Below are 18,471 nucleotides of genomic sequence, written 5' to 3' on the forward strand. Positions count from 1 at the left end.
GCAGCAGCGATCTCTCCGCGCACGCGTGGAGCTGCTCAGGTCGCTATCGGGTGCCCAAAAAAGTATCTCTGACCGGACCTAAAGCTCTCAATCTCGTCGCCGTCGAAAAATGCCTCGAGGATCCCGGCTGCATGCAACGATTTCAAGTTGCCGTTGCGATCGAACATTTTCGAACAATTTATACCTGTGGTGGCCTCGAACAGCGTCGCTTCCCGAGCCAGCCTTTGCGCCCGCTCCTCGTCCTGGTCCAGGTTGCGATACATGCGCTTCGCAATCTTGGCGATGTCAATCGCCTCGCCTCCATAGATCGGAATATCCTTGGAGCCTACGCGCTCTAGCACCGCATCGTGCACCTGCTTCACTTGTTCGAAATATCTCTCGCGGTTAGCTCTCTCGACCCAGCCCTCATCCGTCAAGACTTCCTCCATGGACCCCGCCATCAAAGGGCCATCCTCAGCTTCGAGCAGGAAGGATATTTCCTGCTCGATCTGTCTTAGCGGGTCGATGTCCCCAGCTCGTTTGTGCGCTTCCATAAGGTAGTCGACTGCAGAGAGGTTGGATGTGGCTCCCAGTGCAATTGCCAGGAAAGAGAGAAAATTGTCTCCGCTTTTGTCCTCGATATGATCGAAAGTCTGCCGCACCGACTGAAGTGTGCCGGCATAACCGGAAATGTTGGCGATCGCGTGCCAAAGTAGGTAAAGCGGATTGTCTCGCATCAACGGGCCGAGTTCCGGAAGCCTGGAAAAGTTTCCGCGCGAGCATCCTAGCACGACCGCTGCTATCCGCTCCCATGCGCGTGTGCTCGTTTCGAGGCGGGCGAGGTCCAACGCATAGAGGTCGAACGACTTGGGATGAAACCCATAGCTGAGTTCCTCGAATGCGGTGTTGGCAATCTTTGGATAGTGTTCCATGTCTACTCAATAAATAAGGCTGGCGACCTTTTCCAGTTCGCTCTGGTCATCTTCAATATCGTTGCATGCCTTGGTGTTCATGTAGTGCTGGGGAACGACGTTTCCCTGATCGTTGCAGCCACCCGCCATGCGCGGCGTCTTATGATTAAGTTTGTCCGGTCGCTTCGTGCTTGGCGGAGGATAAGAAGCTGGAATCGGATTCGACGGATTCATCTTGCTCCAGATGCTCAGAACCGCGCTCTTCTTCTTCGAGCTGAAAGCGTCGTACGCCGCCTGGGCCGCTGTTGGACCATTCGGTCGATTCACGGTCGGACGATATCGTTTAGGCGCATCACGGTGTTGAGGTATGTCAAAATGGAGTGCGCAGCCCTGGTTTTCCTTCGTTTGAACATTCGGGCAACTCGGCTGACCGTCCTTTCTTGCCTTGCGCTGCCTGGCCTTTCTTCTGTTCATCCGCTTGAGCGTCGCAGTTAGTCGATCTTTGTCGGCCTGCTTGTCCGGCACTTTGATCAAGCTGATCTGCTTTCGCCAGAAGGCGCCTGCCGTCATCACCGGATACGGTCTTCTGGTCTTGGGGTCCTTCTGCCACTTATGCAAAGGGTTGCCGCAACAGGGGCATTTGCCGGCTTTGATGGCCACCTTGGCTTGTTTCATGTCTTGTGTTTCACTCGTAGGCGCCGGTGGCGTTGCGCCGATCTGCGAGGCGTGATTGCTTGTTGTTATGTCGATATGCCGGCAAACGTTCTTGCCCTCGAACTTCACCGTCATCGCCCAGGCCTGGAAGTAGGTCTTGCCCGTGATTTGGTGGGTTATGACAGACGCGCCAAAGCTTCGGGTGGCCGCCTCGTTGCCCAGAGGCGATGATTTGTAATAGGACTTTTGGGCCAGCGCGGCGGGTTTGCCGCCGATATTGACCGTCTCGGACCCTTCCTTGAGGTCTTTCGAAAACGATGTGTCAGGATAGGGAACCGGGATAGGCCCGGCTGGCGGCGAAGGCGGCGACAGACACACGTCGGGAAAGCGCGCCAATGATTTGTTCATACCATTCTTGCCGGCGATTTCCCACTTCTCGGCGAAGACGTCCTTTGTCATCGGTCAACCCAGCCTTCTGGGCGCCACAATCGCTGCGGCCTTTGGGCCGAAGCAAGAGCTTGCATGAAGCGCAGCGAGCTTTCCCGGCGCATAGTTGCGCGCATAGGCTTGCTCGGCCCAGGCGAACTGGATGATGCCGGCGGCGGCGCCGCTGTCGCCAATGCAATCCGCTGCGTGCCAAACGTCTTGGCAGGGCCGGACTTCACGCATATTGCGCATCTGGGCCAGCACCAACTCTTCGAAAGCGTAGGCTTCGCCTGCAACGTCGGACAGGCGAAATGATACTTTGTGCATCGGCATATGCGCGGCTGCCAATGCATCTCTCAGCGCGGCGCTCAATCCGTCAGCCCGGAACGGCGTCTCATTGAACAAGGTCGATCCTTCAACGCCAAATCCGACGCCCAGAATATCGATCGCGGTCGACGTCGCGGCATCGCGCGTCACCACTAGCATCCCGGCAGCTTCACCAGGAACCAGTCCGTCGGTGACTGCACTGGTTTTCAATCGCTGATGTAGATCAAGCCACGACAACGTGCGCGCATCCACCAGGCTATCGACGGCAACGATGATGCATGCGGGATATCCTTCGCTCTTCAAAAGCGTTTCGGCATGCGACAATGCGGTGAAAACCGCGACGGGTCCGCCCGCGATATGCAGCAGCTTCGGTCCGGTTAGCCCACGTCCGTTCGGCAAAGTTATGCCTGCCAGAATCCCTTTGAGCCGGCCTCCAGGAATTTCATTCTCACGCGTGCACAAGAGGAGAGGCATCTGCCCCCAGGGCAGACCTGTTACGGTATCAGCATCGATTTGTTCGAATGCCAGTCTGACGAGCGCCAAGATGCGGTCGCGACCGCGGAGACGAGGTGGCACCGCATCGACAGTGGCGCCAATGATAGGCTCGCCCTCGGAATCCTCGTATGCCAACTCGGCGAAAGCTGCTATGCGTCCCCGCATGGCCGCGATCGAGCTTGCCGGGGTGTAGCCGACCGGGGTGACCAGGCTAATGCAGGCGACGCAACTCATGACAGGCGCCGTCGGCTTTTCAGAGCTTCGATCGCTGCGCCCAATCCAGGGTAGTGTGGCTTGTCGTCATCTTCCGGGATGAGATTAACGCCAACCTGAACTTCCTGCAGTTTCACTATCTTGCGGGGCAGCTTGGTGCCGACCCGCCCGACAAGCACGATCTTTCCTTCATGCGGGATGATGGTGAGCGTGTCCGGAGTGACCGCCTTGCGCTCGATGCGGTCCTCGTAAACAAAACGGACCGGCACCGAGAGCCCCGGCAACTGGACTTTAAATCGGCCATTTTCGGTCATACCCACGCAACCGAACACCATTCCTCCTCTGAGCAGGCCAAGCCATTGGTCCTGCGGCGCCGCCTGGAAATAGCGGTCATCAAAATCCGGCGGCAAGTAGGGAAAAATATTGTCGAGCCAGTGCTTGTCATAGGTGCCCGCATATTGCGCGCGCTGTTTGGCGAAGCGCGGCACCGGGCCGAAGCCAATCGGCTTCACGCGGTCGTTCCAGATGCGGACACGCGATTGCGGGTGCTCCACGCACGGCAACAGGACGCCGTCGGGATCGGCCTGGCTCACCAGGAAGCCGGTGCCGATGGGGTTCACGCCATCGCCATGCGGCTTCTCGGGATCTGTCCTGTCAGTTCCGCCGAAAGTGAGATGCCACGCGAGAGGCATGCTGACAAAGGGCGTAGTCCGTGAGGCCTGTACACCCAGACCTGTCTTGAACCAGCGCCTTTGCCCAGTGAGGATGGCGCGTTTATCGATGCCAGGCCCGATCAGCGCAACTTCCATCGATTCCAGTGGACGGCCGCTTGGCGCGACCGCCTGGGCGTCCAGCAGCACTTCGCATTTTGGCTTGACCGGAACGAAATCGCTTTCGACGCGTACCGACGTCGTCTCGGGGTCGCCGTAGTGCGTGTCTGCAAATACAAAAGGCGATTGCTCCTTCGCGGGTATGCAATTGCCTTGTGCATCGACGTCGAACGTTGCCCGGACAACGGCAACACAGAACTTCACGCAATGCTTGTCCTGATAGGGAAAAGTCTCGGCGAGGAACGGTGTGGTGTTCCGGCTGACGAACATCAGATTTGCCCCTGCATCAGCTGGTCTCCCAGTTGGCGGCGAAGATTTGTTCAAGCGTCGCTTGCGGAGATTGCGGGTCGATGTCGAAAATGTCCGAACGGGCGGTCCACATCACCATGTCGTCGATGACATCTCCGTCCTCCACAATGGGCGGCGCGGGCAGGGCGGTCAGTGCGGCATCCAGTTCGTCGGGCGTGAGCTCACCGCGTTGGGCGGCGAAGGCCGCAGCCTCGATGCTGTCGAACCATTCGTCGCCATGAGCAAGCTGGAGAGGAGCTTCGGCAAGCCGCGCGACGACGCTCAGCGGGAACTGCCTGCCGACTCTATCGGCGCTCTGCAAGATGATGCCCGCCGATGCGCCGAAGGAAGCAGGGCCGGCGAGAAAGCGCACCGCCGTACTCTGCGGCCAGGCTGCCGAACCCACCAGCGGGACAAGATGCTGTGCCAGCCAACGGTCCCAGACGCGCACAAAGTCTCCCGGCAGCCGCCGCGTGACGAAATCGCCCGTAGCAGGCATTTTGCCGTAAAAGCCGGGCAGTATCATATCTGGGGCGGACATGAGAACTTCTTGAACATCTGAAGATTGTAGGGGTTCTCGACGCTTGCCGCCTTGAGTTGGAAATCGGCGTACATGCCTTTGGTGCCCAGGCGCAGGCTGTAGACGTCCGACAGCGAGGTGCCGGTGAAGCGACCGCTGCGCAACATTCTCAGCCACGCCCAGCTGCCGGTTTCGTTGAGCAAGATTTCGGGCGAGCCATCGATCGGCTGGAAGGCAAGCGAGATGACCCCTGTGCCGTCCTTGCCGGGCCACGTCATCGGCTGCGGCCTCGTTGCATTGTTATAATAGACGAGGTTCTGGCCATCGAGGTTGAGCGTCACGCGCGCGACATTGGGCGACAGGTCCTTCGGTTCGAGCGTGAAGCTCATCAGCGGGCCTGTACCGCCGGGAAAGAGATCATCGCGGATCCGCCTTGCCTGTTCGAACGCGGCCAGTGCCGAAGGATCAAGGCCGAAATCGGCGCGCCATTTCCATGGCTGCGCTGACGTGTCGACATAGCTGATCAGATGGTCGTTGATGAAGGTGTCGATCAGCCCTGCCGGTCCGAACAGACGGGCGAAGTCGCGGACATTGACGTCGACGGCGCTGTCAGGGCTGAAAGGATAGCGGTTGTTGAGTGCTGCCTGGCAGAACGGCAGGATGTCGGCTCGCCAGATGGCGTTGAGCTCCGAGGTGACCGCCTTCTGCGTCAGCCCGCTGGTATCGCCGGCAATACCGCCCAACCAATCATCGATCGGGTCGGGCAGGATCTGCGCCTGCCTGGCAACCGCTCCAGTCAGTTCGGCAAGGCCGCCCTGTTTCTTGATGGCGTCCTGAGGATCGGGATTGGCCGTCACCGTCTGCAGCACGTTCGAAAGCGCCGTAAGAGCCACGACCGCTGCGTCGAGCGCCGGCGGCTGGCCGTCGACCTCGGCGATGGCGCCCTTGAGCGGCTTGAAGTGTTCGGCCACCAGATTGCCAGTAAGATCCACCTCGTCGGCGGAGCCGGCACGCGGCAAAAGCTTTGCTCCGGTTTTTACGATCTTGCCAAGCTTGCCCAGCTTGCCGAGCAGTTTCGAGCCACCTGCCGCCGCGGCCTTGTCGTTTGCCGGCGCTTCATCGGATCGCGTAAGCTCGGTCTCCTGGACCACCGCGGTAACCAGGCGCTTCAGCGCGGAGTCGGCGCTTGAAAGATCCTTGAGGTTCTCACTGGCGACGTTGAGGTCGGTCAATGGCGCGAGCCTCATGTCGCGCAGGAAGCTGTCCCATTGCGCGATATAGTCGTCGTAATAAAGCTTCAGAATATCCTCTGACAGCGCCGACACCGAGGTTTCGGAATTTTCCGAGCAACCGCCGGCGAACACCGCCCGGTCGAGTGCTGCCTGGGCGGCGACATCCTCGACCCGGTCGAGAATGGCGTCATGGAAGCCGGCATAGGTGAATGCTCCCGAAATGCCGACGCGCAGCGTCTTGTCGGAACGGCGCGCAAAAACCTTGGCGCCGTTGGGGCCGGCGAAGTTGGCAGGGATCCATTCCTTGAGCGCAGCCACCGCCGGGTCGGCCAGCAGCTGCTTGTAGGCACGCGCCGGCAAGGAAATCGTGCAGACGGTTTTCAGTGCCTCCGCAACCAGCGCCTGGTCCGGAGCGACATAACTGGCGTCAATCGCCATGCGACGGATCGCGGCAAGCTGGTGCTCTTCGGCGTCAGCTGTCGGAAAGGGGGCAGCCGCGGCGAATTCAGGCAGACTGTTGACCCACCAGCTCTGGGCGAAATCTGGATCCATCTGAGAAAGGCCGGTCATCATGCGATAGGTCTTCAGCGCGCCAAGCATGAAGTCCGGATCGCGGATCTGCCGCCACATCGTCGCCTCGAGCAGCGCCACCATGTGCGGCTCGAGAACGTTGCGCAAAGCATGGTCGTAAGTGTCGGTCTGTGCCCGCACCAGTTCCGCCGAGGCTGATGGCCCCAGCAAATCCTGTGCCGCGCCAGGCGGCGGGGTGCGGGCATTTGCGACCTCATCCATCGCACTGAGGGCGCCATCGATCGCAGGCTGTTCTACGGATGCCGGGTTTGCCGCGGCCGAGGTCAGTGGCGTTTGCAGCGCCTCGAACTGGCTCGCCTGGGCCGTGATCGCGTTGCGGTTGTCGTAATAGGACCAGGTGAATAGGCCGCTGACCAGCAGGGCGGCTGCGGCACATGCGGCGGCCGCGCCACGCCAGATCCAGGCGCGGCGGCGTTGCGCCAGCGGATCGAAGGTGCCTAGGCCGGCTTCCTTGAAGATGACTTCTGTGAGCAGGTTCTTTAGGAAGAAGCTGCGTTTTTCGACACGCGGCGCGGCCAACGCCCGGCGCGGCGGAAGGCCGAAGGAGGCAGACAGCGCTGCGGTCAGCCGATCGATGGGCGCCCCTTCCTGGGTCGCCGACGTCAGATAAAGGCCACGCAGCCAGGCGGCCTCCTCATACCGGCTTTCGCCGAACATCGACTCGATCAGTACCTGGATCGGCTCGGACAGGCTGGCGAGTTGGGCGGGAAACCTGAAGATTTCGGCGCGGGCAGCAAGCTTGTCTTCGTCCTCCAGCCGGGGCACCAGCCGCCGCTCGAGCTCGGTTGCTAACGTCGCGATTTCCCGCTCGATCGTCTTTGCATCGACATGCGCGTCGAGTGCGAACGTAGTCCCCCAGACCTGCTCGCGCGCAGCCGTCGACAAACCGCCGAAGAAAGCCTCGAACCCCTTGATCAGGTCGGCTTTGGTCAGCATCAGATAGACCGGAAGGCGGATTTCGAGGCGGTCGTTGAGCTCGGCCAGCCGACGGCGGATCTTGCGGCCATGCGCCTTGATGGCGTCGTCGCCCTCCGAAAGCACATCGATCGAAAGCGCGACGATCACACCGTTGAGCGCGCGACGGCCCCGGTGCTTCTTCAAAAGGTCGAGGAAGCCCAGCCACTCCACTGCGTCGACGTCGGGTTGGCTCTCCTGTTGGACATAGCGGCCTGCAGTGTCGATCAGAACCGCACTCTCCGAAAAGAACCAGTCGCAATTGCGCGTGCCGCCGACCCCTTGCAGGTCGTCGGTCAGGTCGATCGGAAAATTCAACCCCGACTGGCGCAAGGCCGTGGTCTTGCCGGTGGCCGGCGGTCCGACGATCACGTACCAGGGCATCTCGCGCAGGAACTTGCGACCGCCCAGTTTGCGGCGCTTCAACTCGGCCATGACCTCGCCGAACTTGGCTCCGACGGCAGCGACATTCTCTTCGCCGGGGCTGAGTGGCTTCTCTACCGCCGGCGCGGCGATTTCGGCGACGAACATACGGTTGGCACGGATCGCCCGACGCTGGGCGGCGATCAGCCAGATCAGCCAGAAGATGACCAGCAGCGCGATGATGACGATGCGCACATTGTCGGAGGCGAAAGGGTCGTAGGGTCCGACCCTGACGATCGGCCCGAATACCCAGATCACAAAGGAAAGCAGCGTGATGCCAATCAGTGTCCACAGCCAGCGCGATGTCAGGACCGCCCAGAGGAAGCGCAGGATGAACATCTCACAGCCTCTTTTCCACCAGCACCTCAACGCGCCGGTTCAGGGCCCGGCCCTCGCGCGTGCCGTCATCGGCCACTGGATCCGTGGCTGCCCGGCCCTCGGAATGGACGCGTTCCTGCGGCACTCCGTTTTGTACCAGCATGTCGGCAATGGTCTGGGCGCGAGCCTCTGACAGTCGCTGGTTGGTCGACAGCGGATTGGTTCTTTGCAGAGGAACCCCGTCCGTATGTCCGACCACAGTGATGTTGCCGATCAGGTCACGATTGGCGAGGATCACCTTGGCGATCGAGCCGATCAGCGGCTCGAATCCTTCCGTCAGTGTTGGCCGCGACGACTGGAACAGTTCGGGGTTGGAGGCCTGGATGACCAGCTTGGCCAGCGAAACGCTCTCCGTGCCGCTGAGAGCCGATCTGAGATTGCCCGGCGCCCCGGCCTCAAATTCGGGCAGTAGTGCAAAATCCACAGTCTCCGGCGGCGGGACATCGACCGTCGACGACACGCGGCTGATGTCGCCACGGGTCGGCGGCGGCAAGGCGCGGACCAGCGCTGAAAGCTCAACCGCCTGGCTGCTTAGTCCCATCGAGAGCCCGACATAGATCGCGGTGGCGATGACCGCCGCGGCCAGGGCCATCACCCAGATCGGAACGATGAAGCGCTGCGGCTCGTCGGATGCTATGACGCCTTTCCAGTTCGGCGACAGCGGTGCATTCTCGGCGTCGGCATCGCGCAGGAAACGTGCCGCGGCCACACGAACGGCATTGAGCGAGCGATCGCCCGACCGGCCGGGCACGCGATACTTGCCGCGAAAACCGAGTGCCAGGCAGTCATACTGGAGTTCCAGCAATTCGCGATCTCGATTCGGATGGCGTTCCAGTTCGTCGAGCCGTGTGAAGAACTGCGTGCCGGCGTCGACGTCGCCGCGCAACATGACCACAAGCGGCTGACGCGGCCATGCGCTGGCCCCGCCCCAGGGCGTGTTCAGGGCGAGATCGTCGAGCAAGGCCGCCACCACCCATGCTGCCTGATCGGCCCGCTCCATCGACGACCCCGCCGCCATTGCCGTGTCGCGTGCCCGAACCAGTTCTTCGAGCAGCCGGGTGCGTAACACTTCCGGATTCTCCGGTGGCAGCGCGCTTTCAAGCTCAGGCGCAAACTCGAGCAGGGGCGCGAAGGCGTTGACAAGGCCGTTCGGGTGGGTGCGCGAGCGTTTTACCGGCCCGCCCGGCAAGGAGGCCGCCATGGGTCGCGGCATCGGCGTGCCGGTCAGCCTGATGCGAGTGCGTTCGCGATCCTCCGACAGTCCGAAAGGATCATCCCGGCTCATGGTTTCACCTGTTCACCGAATAGCAGTCCACCTGCGGTTCGCTCGGCAGCACACCCGAAACGCCAATGACGAAGCCTGGGGCACCGAGCAGCGATGCCCAGTGCTCGCTTTTCTGGTCGAGCTCAAGGCACAGCCGATCGCCGTCGTAAGGAATCTCGCGTGGTTGCGAATGAAGCGGTTTCAGCGGGATGCCGGGCAGGCGGGACTTCCAAAGGCCCTCGAACTCATCGGCCGAGCCCACGGTCGCCTGGTTGACGAATATCTTGCGCAGCGCGTCCTCCGAGAGTTCCGAACCGACCCGGATGACGATCCGGCTGGCCACCAGCAGCTTCGGATTGTCGATGCGGATTTTCCAAACATTGGTCGAATGGCGCATGACGGGCAGCGCGCGCGATTTCGGCTCGATGTAGCGCAGGCTCAGGATCAGTGAGCGCAATGCATCCGCCAGCGCCGAAAACGGTGGGCCGGGCGCCATGTGATCGTAAGCCGGCAGCTCGCCCAATCGCCGCGCGCTCGAGCCGTAGGTCGCCATCGAGCCGGCAAGCCCGGCCAGTTCCAGGTAAAGTTCGGCCGGATGGAAGACATCCTGCGCCAGCATATGGGCCAGTCGCGGACGCGCCGCGTTGGCGAGGTTGAGCATCAACAGGTCTTCGACGCTGCGCCCTGGCCCGCCCATGACCATCTTGCCATGCGCCTCGGCGATCTGGTCGAGGCCTGTGACGACTTCCAGAAGCAGTTGCCGGTACCAGGCCACTGCACCAGTAACCAACGCCGGTGGCAGGAACGTCTCGTCCAGCGAAACGCCGCCATCGGCACGAACCCCCTTGATGTCGGCTATCGGCAGGGCGGTATAGCCGCCGACCGATTTGCCGGGTGCAAGCAACAGCGATTGCGGCCGGGCGATTTCGATTTCTTCCGGGTCTGAACCGCCCTGGACGGCATCGCGCACCGAAACGATCCGTCCATGATAGCGCGCACCGCTTTGCGGCGCATGCGCCGGATCGAAGCCAATGCCGCCGGCCGGCTCGAGCGGCAAGGCGACCAGCACCGGGCCGGCGCCTGTATCCGGGGTGACCGGCAGCGGACGCGGCGCGTCCATAAGATCCGGAATGGAGAAGGGGGTTCCGTCCGGGAAAATGCCTCGTGCAGACAGGATCGAGATCTGGCCGGCATCGAGCAATGCCTTATCCAGGGTCAATTGCTGAAAGCCGAACGTATGCAGCTGGCCGGCCTGCAACGCGCCGCGCACAGTCGCCTCGAAGAAACGATCCTGCTGCTGGAAATGCTGGGTCCGCAGAAAAAGGCCCTCGGACCACAGCACCCTGTTTGCATCGCTCATCCGGCTACTCTCTGCATCGAGCTCCCCTTGCCTTGGCCGTCAGGCGGAAATGCCGCCGCTGCCGAGTGTGACATTGATCGTAAAGTCTGATCCGGGCGAAACCGATTTGGTCGTCCGCCAGTTTCGCCCGCCAGGCTCACGGATGAGTGCAACGAAGCCCAGGGCCGTCGCATCCGGTTCAACTGTAATGGTCTTGGTCGCGGTTTTTCCAGGCCCGACGGCAATCTGGTCGGATCCGATGAGATCGCCTGCCAGTGCCGAGCCGGCATCCCCCTGCAAGGCAAAGTAGTCGGCGGAGTTGAACTTACCGGTGCTGCGCAGCCGCATGACCAGCACCGTCACAGGCCGGTCGCCGCCGCCTGGTCCAGGGTTCATGCCGCCCGCCCCTGTCAGCTTCACGGTGATGACCGACGGTTTTGGCGGCCCGGCGCTTTGACAGGCCGCAAGCAGCCCGGTCGCACCCAAGGCAACGATAAATTCGCGTCGATCGATCATGTCTTACTCCTCCTCATATGCATCCCGAAAATCGGCGCCGATTTCGCCGAGAAAGCTCTTTTCCGCGCTCTCGGCGATTTCACGATGGCGTTTCTGGTAGAGCTCCCACAGCTTGGCGCCGCGCCCGCCCGACAACAGCGTGCCGATCGCGGAACTCGATTTCAGCTCTTCTTCGATGGCTGCCGGCTCAAAACGGTCGACCATCCGCCGCAAGGCAGCCTGCACGCCGCGCCAGGCGCGCACGTGATGCTGTGCCAGATCGCGAACCGCATCCGCGATAGCCGCTTCGCCGGCGAGAAATCCGGGGCTGCGTTCGGCGATGAGCGTCACGATTGCGTCGTCGACCGTCGGCAGAAACTTGAGTGGATTGACCTCGGAGGCTCCGACCATTGTCTGGGCAACGCGGGCATTTCCCTTTTCTTCGGCACGCTTGCGCAGCAGCTGCATCAATCCTTCCATCATAAGCCGGTATTCGCGGCCGAACTTTTCCATCTCGGCGACGGCGTCGCGCCCGGGAAAATCGGCTTCCGCGACACCCATACCGCGCAGGAATGCGGTGCGAAGCGCCATGTCGGCGTGCTGCCTCGCAGGCGGCTGGCGGGCGGGGCTGGCGGCTGCGCCTGCCCGTATTGGGGGAGGGGCATCTGCCCCTCGCACGGGCACGTCCCAGGGATTGGCCGCTTGCAGTGGCTGGGCGTCGCGCTCGCGCTGCCCGGTTGAGCTGGCGCCGCTTCCCGGGTTGGGCGCTGCGGCTGGACCAAAACCGAAGTCGTCGTTGAATTCCGGCAGCTTTGCCGTCGCAGGCTCCGTAGCGCCGTTGGGGAACGACGCCGACTCGAGGCCAAATGGGTCTGTCTGCTTGGGTGCGCTGGCTGGTTCTGGATAGTTTGCGGTGCCTTTGGATACTGGTGTTGCGATCGGATCGAGGCTGAACGGGTCGTCGAAAGCAGGCGAGCTGCGCTGTCTGGAATTGGCGCGTTCGAACGCACCCGGGATCGGCTGCTCGAACGGGTTCGGCAGCTCGGCTGGACGTGGCCGCTGCGGCTCTTCTTCCACGGCGGCTGAAAAGAAATCGTCACGGCCGATGCTGACCGGCGCCCGAGACGCCGGCGGTGAGCGCTCCGGAACCGGCGCTGCGGCTGCTGCTGTGGCTTGGGCACTCGACGTCTGCAGATCGACATGCACGATGTAATCGCCCAATCTCAGCCGCATGCCATTGCGAAGACGCGTCGACTTGCCTGCGCCGAGCGGGCTGTCGGAGTCGTCTATGAACAATCCGCTGCTCGACGTATCGGTGACGAAATATCCGTCGCGCCCACCAGTGATCCTGCAATGGGCGCGTGAAACGAACATGTCGGGATCGTCGATCTGCCAGCCGGCGTCCGCACTGCGGCCGATCACCAGTTCCCCCTCGTCAAGCCGGGTCTGCCGTACCGCCTGGGTGCGTGGCCCTTGCTCCAGCGTCAGCAGCAGACTCATGCCGCGACCTCCGCCCCTTCCTGCCGCCAGCCGACTAATGTCCGCAGCCGCATGTCGTCAGCATCGCCCCTTTCAGCGGGCCGCGCAAGCCACGCGGTCCGGGCGAGTTGCACGGTTCCAATACGCGGCGGCGGAACGGCATCGCGCGCCAGCACGATGCGCAGATCGACGTCGAGCGATGCGCCGACCATGTCGCTAACGGCTTGCTTGAACAATTTGAGGCGTTGACCGCCCGGCAGGAACGCCTTGAACTCCTCATAGCCCAGCGGGCCGACGCGGAGCTCGATCCTGCTTTGACGGTTGAAGACGCGCGGACCGATCGTCGCTCCCCGACCGAGCCCTGCGTAGGCTTTCCCAACGCGGGTCTGGAGCGCGGCTGGTATGGTCATCCAGGCAGCGATGAACTCCCTGATCTGGACCGGCACCTTGAACGCCTCAGCCAGGAACAGCGTCAGCCGCTCGGGGCCGTCGACCTGATTGGCAAGCGAAGCGGCCTGGCGCAGCTTCACTGCGTCCAGTTCGGGGTTGTGGGTGCCGGGAAGCCCTATTCCCGCCATGGCTTCAAGCATGGCGCGAACGCGCCCACCTACCGGGCGCTCGACCTGAACCGCCGGATGCGCATCCGCCCACGCCCTGTAATACAGCGCAATCATGCGGTTCTGAAGAATGTTGACGAAGTCCATGAACGTCGTGTCGCTGGTCTGCTGCGCATCGGCGCCGGTGAACCAGCGTTGCGACAGGCGATCGAGTACCCAGCGCGTCAAATGCAGGGGCATCGGACCTTCAGGTCCCATCAGACCAATGTTTGCGACCGTGACCCGAGCGGGCGCTTTGTCAGTCGCTTCGCGGAATTCTGCCAAGTCCTTGGCGAAAAAGCTGAGACGGACATGCTGCCCCAGCCGCGAGGGCTCGCGCTCCGGCGGGCCGGAATAGCCGAACAGCCCGCCTCTTCGTTCGAGTCGCCGCAACAACTCGAAGAAGTCGAATGCATCCGACAGCTCTTCGGACCGGCCAGGCTTGTCTAGATCAGGTAGCGATTGCCGGGCGTCATCGGCCATGGCACATCCTCCTGCTTCTGCAGCAGCCATGTGCGGGTTCGCACAAAGCCATTTATTCCGGCATGACGGGCAAACAGCCGTGCCAGCAATGCCGAAAGCAGCAAGGTACTCTGCCCCGCCAGAACCGATTGATCGACATGCAATGTCACCTCCGTGCCTCGTCCGAAGCACATCGGCCCATCGATCTGTAGCCGTTCGATGACCGACCGGGAGTCGATGCGCACGATCGAGTGCACATTGCGGGCGAGGCTCGGGTCTCCCCTGTCGGCGTAAAGCTCAAGCAGCGCATGCAGCGGATCGACGCCGCGACCTTCCTTTGCAAGGCTTAGAAAGTTGAGCGCGAGCTGCGCTACAAGCCGCCAGGCGAGATTGTCGGCTCGCGATTCACCCGCCGCGCCCGCCGGCAGCGCTGCGGGGATGGTTGGGCGAGGCGGGCGCAATGCGCCGAGAAGCCGGATCGTCTCGACCGGATCGCCGGCTTCCAGAGTCAAGGTAGGGTTGTCGTCAAGAATCGGCAGATCGCGGTTGGTGCAGAGCGCCACGACGTCGACGCGCTTCAGCGGCCGGTTCGGAGGACTTTCCGCGGGACGCGAAATCGCCAGGAAAACGTCGTCGCCCGTGTATGAAGTACGGGTGAGGCCGTCGCGCCGTTCCTCCTCCGTCGGGCGGCGTGGGCGCCGTTCGGTGGAATAAACCCAACCGCTGCCGCGGTTCTGTCCCAGACTGAAGAGCTCCGGGATTGCGGCGTCGCTCCCCTCGCTGTCGGCGTCCTCGACGCGGATAACCCGATAGATTTCGAAGTCCTGCGCTCTCGTGCGGTCGGCATGCAGCACCTGCCGCGTCTTGCGTGGATCGAGCTCGACGACGTTGCACTCACGTTCGAACAGATTGATGATCGGCGTTGCGAAAAGTTCAAAATCGGCCGCCGTCACATCGGCAACTTCAGGCACCGGACGCCTGAAGATGAAGATGATCTCGAGTTCGGCTGTGCATGTGCGCACGATGGGCTGCAATCCCGAAACCCGAGCATAATGAAAGCGCTCCGGCATCATGAAATATTCGCGCAGAAGACGGTACCCTTCGAAGGTCGGACGTGTACGAGGCATCAGCGCCTCGTCATCGTTGATGCCGACCATTTCAGGTACCGGCAACAGCGATATCGGGTTGGTCTTGCCTTCCGGCCGTGCACCAACGGCCGCGCAGGCGCCGAAAATCGCGTCGAAAAGCAGTGGTGCCTTGGTGCGCGCGGAAAAGTAGAGATCAAGCCGGTCGAGCGACAGTTCGTCGAGCTTGCCTTTTCCGGTACGAGCCAGCGTGATGCGAAGCGCCGCCTCGCCATCCACACCGCCGATCCGCGCGATGCCGGCTGCAGCCAAGGCGCTGCGATCCTGAAAATAGCCGACCGAGGTGATGGCAATCGGCCACAGCGTGATGTCCTGGGCGGTGGTGAACGTGCAACGCGTCGACAGGCCTGGCTGGAGGCTGGAAACCAGACGCGTATTGCGTTTGACGACATGGCCCCCAATCATTGTCTGGACCTGCTGGCCGGGTTTGAACACCACCACGGCCGTTGCCGGCGCCGGCGTGACAAGATCGGGATAGAGAACATCAAGGACGGCGCGCGAGAAACGCGAGCGTTCCGCATCGACCTTGAGTCGGGTCCGCGCGGCCAAGAAAGCAACGCCGTCAAGCAGCCGCTCGACGTAAGGGTCCGGACAGGGGACCGTATCGAGTGAAAGGTTGCGCGCCACCGCGGGATGCATGTCGGCAAATTCTGCCGCGAGCGCGCGGATATGGGTCAGTTCCTCCTCGTAATATTCTACGAAGACCCGGTCCATCTCAGGCTTCCCTAAATTCGGTCCGAGCCAAGCCGTTATCGAGATTGATCGTGGTGCGCAGGCGCATGCGTTCGGGCGTGGGCGTCATGATCAACACCGCATCTATCTCGATCTTCAGGCCCACGGTTTTGTCGCCAAGGGTTACCGCAACCTTTGTTGTACTGTCCTTGAGACGCGGCTCGAAGGTGGCAAGCACCGAGCGGATCTCGCGCGCAAGGGCCTCGCGATCAAAGTCGCGGGAAGAACGGCCCGAGAAGGAAGGCACTCCGTAATTGACGACGCTGCGACGCACCTCCGGAAAATCGGCGAGCGACGGTGGGTTGTCCGTGGCCTGTTCGCTTTCAAGGTCGGAAAGAAGCGGAACGGCCTCGAAGCGCTCGGTATTGAACAAAGCCTCGACATCGCGCCGCACGGCTTCCTTGAGCACACGCGCCGACACCACCACGCCGCGGCTTTCGATTTCAGCGCGGTGCTGGCTCTGAAAGGCCAGGCGATGCAGACGCCGCTTCTGGTCGGCCGTCAACTCCGCGTCGGTGTCGATGAGCCGCGCGCTGGCCGCAACAAGATTGTCCAGCCGCTCCGCGCCAAGCTCGTCCTGCAGTGCCTGGCGCAGCCCGTCTATCTCGGAGGTCATACCCGGCAGATCGTTTACGAGGCGGTCCCATAGAGAGGGCTGGACGGCTTCGCGCTTTGCTCGCGAGCTGCCGCTACCCAGCGACTTGTCCGCGCCGGGCCGCCGGGCCTCACTTGCCGACATAGACATCCATTTCGATTTCGTCGTTGTCGTCGTAGACGAACTTTATTTTCTTGTAGGCAAAGCTGACCTCTTCCTCGATCAGGTCCTCCTCATCCTCGGCCTGCGACATGTCGTATTCCATGATCGAGGCGTCGGTGAGTGTGACGACCAGGTAATCCTTGGTCTCGCCATCAATGGTCCGCCGTGCCGAAAACACGACTTCGTCCAGGGCCTTGTTTTCGAACAGCGCCTTTTTCAGGTAGGGCGAGGACTTGTCATAATGCTTGGTGAACTTGATCATACCCAAGGACACACGACCGCGGCGCGAGAGTGAGTTTGGATCATAGGGTGCGATCATCTTGTAATCGACGCCATGGATTTCAATTTCGTCCTCATGGCCATCACGAGTGCTTGGGCCTTTGATATCCGGAACCTTTAGAAAGCCATCAATCTTCGTATTTGTGGGCATTGTCTTTCTCCACCGCTTTCAAAAACCAAGATGTTGTTGCTGCAAATCAAGTCTTTACGGACGGAAGTTCCGAAACCAGCCGGAGCGAGGCATTGATACCCTCCAGCTGATAATGCGGGCGCAGATAGAAGCGGGCATTGTAGTAGCCTGGGCGTCCCTCCACGCTGTCCACCTGAACCTCGGCGGCGGCGAGCGGGCGCTTGGCGCGCGCCTTGTCGTCGGCAAAGGCCGGGTTGGCCAGCACATACCGGTTGATCCATTCGGTCAGCCAGATCTGCATGTCGGAGCGCTCCTTGAACGAACCGACCTTGTCGCGCGCGATCGCCTTGAGGTAGTGGGCAAAGCGCGAGACCGGGAAAAGGTAGGGCAGGTTGGCGCTCAGCCGCTCGTTGGCCTGCGCATCAGGGTCGACCAGCCGTCCCGCCCTTGTCTCGTCGTCCTGCAGCGAATGGGCGCCAATGAACGCGGCGAGATCGGTGTTCTTTCGATGCAGGATGGGCATCAGGCCGAGCTTGGCCAGCTCCGCCTCGCGCCGGTCGTCGATGGCGACCTCCGTCGGACATTTCATCGCTATCGAGCCATCATCGGTCGGGAAGCTGTGCACTGGCAGGTTGAGGACCGTGCCGCCATTTTCGACGCCGCGGATCTGCGTACCCCAGCCATAGAGCTTGTGGCTGCGGTTTATGTTCACGCCCATCGGGAAGGCAGCGTTCATCCAGACATATTTGTTGTGGTCGCCATGCACCTCCTCCTCGAAGGTGAAGCCCTTCACCGGAACGGTATCGGTACCATACGGCAGCCGCGCCAGAACGCGAGGCATGGTCAGGCCGATGTAGCGTGCATCCTCGCTCTCGCGCAGCGACTGCCAGGAGGCATAGGCGGGGTTGGAGACAATCTGCTGCAGGTCCTGCGGATTCGGCAATTCCTGCCAGCTATCCATGCGGAACAGGCGAGGCGAGGCAGCTGCGATAAAAGGCGTGTGCGCTGAGGCGCAGACGCCGGAGATGTTGCGCAGCAGACCGACGTCGCGCGGGTGGTTGGAGAATTCGTAGGCACCGATCACACAGCCGATCGGCTCGCCGCCAAGCATCGAATACTCGTCCGTGTAGACTTTCTTGAAGATCGGGCTCTGATCCCACATCTGGCCCTCATAATCCTCAAGCGTGTCGGCCAGCTGCTCCTTGGAGATGTTCATCACCCGGATCTTCAGCTTCTGATCCGTCTCGGTATTGTTTACGAGATACCACAGGCCACGCCATGTGCCCTCCATTTCGCGCACTTCCGGCGCGTGCAGGATCTCGTTGACCTGTTCGGAAAGCATCTTGTCGATTCCGGCAATCAGCGACTTGATCGACTTGATCGCATTCGACGAGATGGTCGTGGTATCGGAACGTGTCTGCGCTGCAAGTGCGAGATTGCGCACCAATTGCTGCAGCTTTTCGCTGTCGTCCTTCTTGACCTTGAAATCCTTCTCGAGGAGCCCGCTGAATTCTCCAAGATCGATGGTTTCCGCCTCGGCGACGGCGGCGGTTTTTTGCTGTTCGGCCATGG

At 61.7% G+C, this 18,471-nt stretch carries 15 protein-coding genes; all 15 read right to left on the reverse strand.

The window, feature by feature from the left end; genetic code table 11:
* Positions 1-35: 35 nt before the first annotated feature.
* Complete coding sequence (locus tag NKJ91_RS10420) at positions 36-911, reverse strand: hypothetical protein (RefSeq protein ID WP_352455465.1); 876 nt, start codon at positions 909-911, stop codon at positions 36-38.
* A 6-nt stretch (positions 912-917) separates the two neighbouring features.
* Entirely contained in the window at positions 918-2,003 is a 1,086-nt protein-coding gene (locus NKJ91_RS10425) for a DUF4150 domain-containing protein (protein WP_352455466.1), read from the reverse strand.
* Positions 2,004-2,006: 3 nt separating this feature from the next.
* On the reverse strand, positions 2,007-2,840 hold the full coding sequence (locus NKJ91_RS10430; RefSeq protein WP_352455467.1) for a hypothetical protein: 834 nt from the start codon (positions 2,838-2,840) through the stop codon (positions 2,007-2,009).
* Between the two features lie 182 nt (positions 2,841-3,022).
* The gene (locus tag NKJ91_RS10435) at positions 3,023-4,105 is read right to left on the reverse strand and encodes a DUF2169 family type VI secretion system accessory protein (protein WP_352455468.1); all 1,083 of its coding nucleotides are present in this window, start codon (positions 4,103-4,105) and stop codon (positions 3,023-3,025) included.
* Between the two features lie 16 nt (positions 4,106-4,121).
* Entirely contained in the window at positions 4,122-4,649 is a 528-nt protein-coding gene (gene tagF / locus NKJ91_RS10440; RefSeq protein WP_352455622.1) for a type VI secretion system-associated protein TagF, read from the reverse strand.
* The gene (tssM, locus tag NKJ91_RS10445) at positions 4,646-8,182 is read right to left on the reverse strand and encodes a type VI secretion system membrane subunit TssM (protein ID WP_352455469.1); all 3,537 of its coding nucleotides are present in this window, start codon (positions 8,180-8,182) and stop codon (positions 4,646-4,648) included. Before tssM ends, tagF begins: the two co-directional genes overlap by 4 nt.
* Before the next feature lies 1 nt (position 8,183).
* Positions 8,184-9,506, reverse strand: a complete 1,323-nt coding sequence (gene icmH / locus NKJ91_RS10450) for a type IVB secretion system protein IcmH/DotU (protein ID WP_352455470.1) — start codon at positions 9,504-9,506, stop codon at positions 8,184-8,186.
* Between the two features lie 4 nt (positions 9,507-9,510).
* Positions 9,511-10,845 (reverse strand): type VI secretion system baseplate subunit TssK, encoded by a 1,335-nt coding sequence (gene tssK / locus NKJ91_RS10455; RefSeq protein WP_352455471.1) that lies wholly within the window; start codon positions 10,843-10,845, stop codon positions 9,511-9,513.
* A gap of 39 nt (positions 10,846-10,884) precedes the next feature.
* Positions 10,885-11,340 (reverse strand): type VI secretion system lipoprotein TssJ, encoded by a 456-nt coding sequence (gene tssJ, locus NKJ91_RS10460; protein WP_352455472.1) that lies wholly within the window; start codon positions 11,338-11,340, stop codon positions 10,885-10,887.
* Positions 11,341-11,343: 3 nt separating this feature from the next.
* The gene (gene tagH / locus NKJ91_RS10465; protein ID WP_352455473.1) at positions 11,344-12,819 is read right to left on the reverse strand and encodes a type VI secretion system-associated FHA domain protein TagH; all 1,476 of its coding nucleotides are present in this window, start codon (positions 12,817-12,819) and stop codon (positions 11,344-11,346) included.
* Positions 12,816-13,877 (reverse strand): type VI secretion system baseplate subunit TssG, encoded by a 1,062-nt coding sequence (tssG, locus tag NKJ91_RS10470; protein WP_023678579.1) that lies wholly within the window; start codon positions 13,875-13,877, stop codon positions 12,816-12,818. Before tssG ends, tagH begins: the two co-directional genes overlap by 4 nt.
* Positions 13,841-15,715 (reverse strand): type VI secretion system baseplate subunit TssF, encoded by a 1,875-nt coding sequence (gene tssF / locus NKJ91_RS10475; RefSeq protein ID WP_352455474.1) that lies wholly within the window; start codon positions 15,713-15,715, stop codon positions 13,841-13,843. Before tssF ends, tssG begins: the two co-directional genes overlap by 37 nt.
* Position 15,716: 1 nt before the next feature.
* Positions 15,717-16,472, reverse strand: coding sequence for a type VI secretion system baseplate subunit TssE (gene tssE, locus NKJ91_RS10480; RefSeq protein ID WP_023678577.1), 756 nt, complete (start codon positions 16,470-16,472; stop codon positions 15,717-15,719).
* Entirely contained in the window at positions 16,459-16,920 is a 462-nt protein-coding gene (locus NKJ91_RS10485; RefSeq protein ID WP_023678576.1) for an Hcp family type VI secretion system effector, read from the reverse strand. Before NKJ91_RS10485 ends, tssE begins: the two co-directional genes overlap by 14 nt.
* A 46-nt stretch (positions 16,921-16,966) precedes the next feature.
* The gene (gene tssC, locus NKJ91_RS10490; RefSeq protein ID WP_023678575.1) at positions 16,967-18,469 is read right to left on the reverse strand and encodes a type VI secretion system contractile sheath large subunit; all 1,503 of its coding nucleotides are present in this window, start codon (positions 18,467-18,469) and stop codon (positions 16,967-16,969) included.
* Positions 18,470-18,471 lie beyond the last annotated feature (2 nt).

The organism is Mesorhizobium sp. M0040, assembly GCF_040323505.1.
In the GTDB taxonomy this organism is placed as follows: Bacteria; Pseudomonadota; Alphaproteobacteria; order Rhizobiales; family Rhizobiaceae; genus Mesorhizobium.

What these genes read in the sequence shown, in the direction of transcription:
- NKJ91_RS10420 (WP_352455465.1), bottom strand. Translation starts at nt 911, where the DNA reads ATGGAACACTATCCAAAGATTGCCAACACCGCATTCGAGGAACTCAGC.
- NKJ91_RS10425 (WP_352455466.1), bottom strand. Translation starts at nt 2,003, where the DNA reads ATGACAAAGGACGTCTTCGCCGAGAAGTGGGAAATCGCCGGCAAGAAT.
- NKJ91_RS10435 (WP_352455468.1), bottom strand. Translation starts at nt 4,105, where the DNA reads ATGTTCGTCAGCCGGAACACCACACCGTTCCTCGCCGAGACTTTTCCC.
- tagF (WP_352455622.1), bottom strand. Translation starts at nt 4,649, where the DNA reads ATGATACTGCCCGGCTTTTACGGCAAAATGCCTGCTACGGGCGATTTC.
- tssM (WP_352455469.1), bottom strand. Translation starts at nt 8,182, where the DNA reads ATGTTCATCCTGCGCTTCCTCTGGGCGGTCCTGACATCGCGCTGGCTG.
- icmH (WP_352455470.1), bottom strand. Translation starts at nt 9,506, where the DNA reads ATGAGCCGGGATGATCCTTTCGGACTGTCGGAGGATCGCGAACGCACT.
- tssK (WP_352455471.1), bottom strand. Translation starts at nt 10,845, where the DNA reads ATGAGCGATGCAAACAGGGTGCTGTGGTCCGAGGGCCTTTTTCTGCGG.
- tssJ (WP_352455472.1), bottom strand. Translation starts at nt 11,340, where the DNA reads ATGATCGATCGACGCGAATTTATCGTTGCCTTGGGTGCGACCGGGCTG.
- tagH (WP_352455473.1), bottom strand. Translation starts at nt 12,819, where the DNA reads ATGAGTCTGCTGCTGACGCTGGAGCAAGGGCCACGCACCCAGGCGGTA.
- tssG (WP_023678579.1), bottom strand. Translation starts at nt 13,877, where the DNA reads ATGGCCGATGACGCCCGGCAATCGCTACCTGATCTAGACAAGCCTGGC.
- tssF (WP_352455474.1), bottom strand. Translation starts at nt 15,715, where the DNA reads ATGGACCGGGTCTTCGTAGAATATTACGAGGAGGAACTGACCCATATC.
- tssE (WP_023678577.1), bottom strand. Translation starts at nt 16,472, where the DNA reads ATGTCGGCAAGTGAGGCCCGGCGGCCCGGCGCGGACAAGTCGCTGGGT.
- NKJ91_RS10485 (WP_023678576.1), bottom strand. Translation starts at nt 16,920, where the DNA reads ATGCCCACAAATACGAAGATTGATGGCTTTCTAAAGGTTCCGGATATC.
- tssC (WP_023678575.1), bottom strand. Translation starts at nt 18,469, where the DNA reads ATGGCCGAACAGCAAAAAACCGCCGCCGTCGCCGAGGCGGAAACCATC.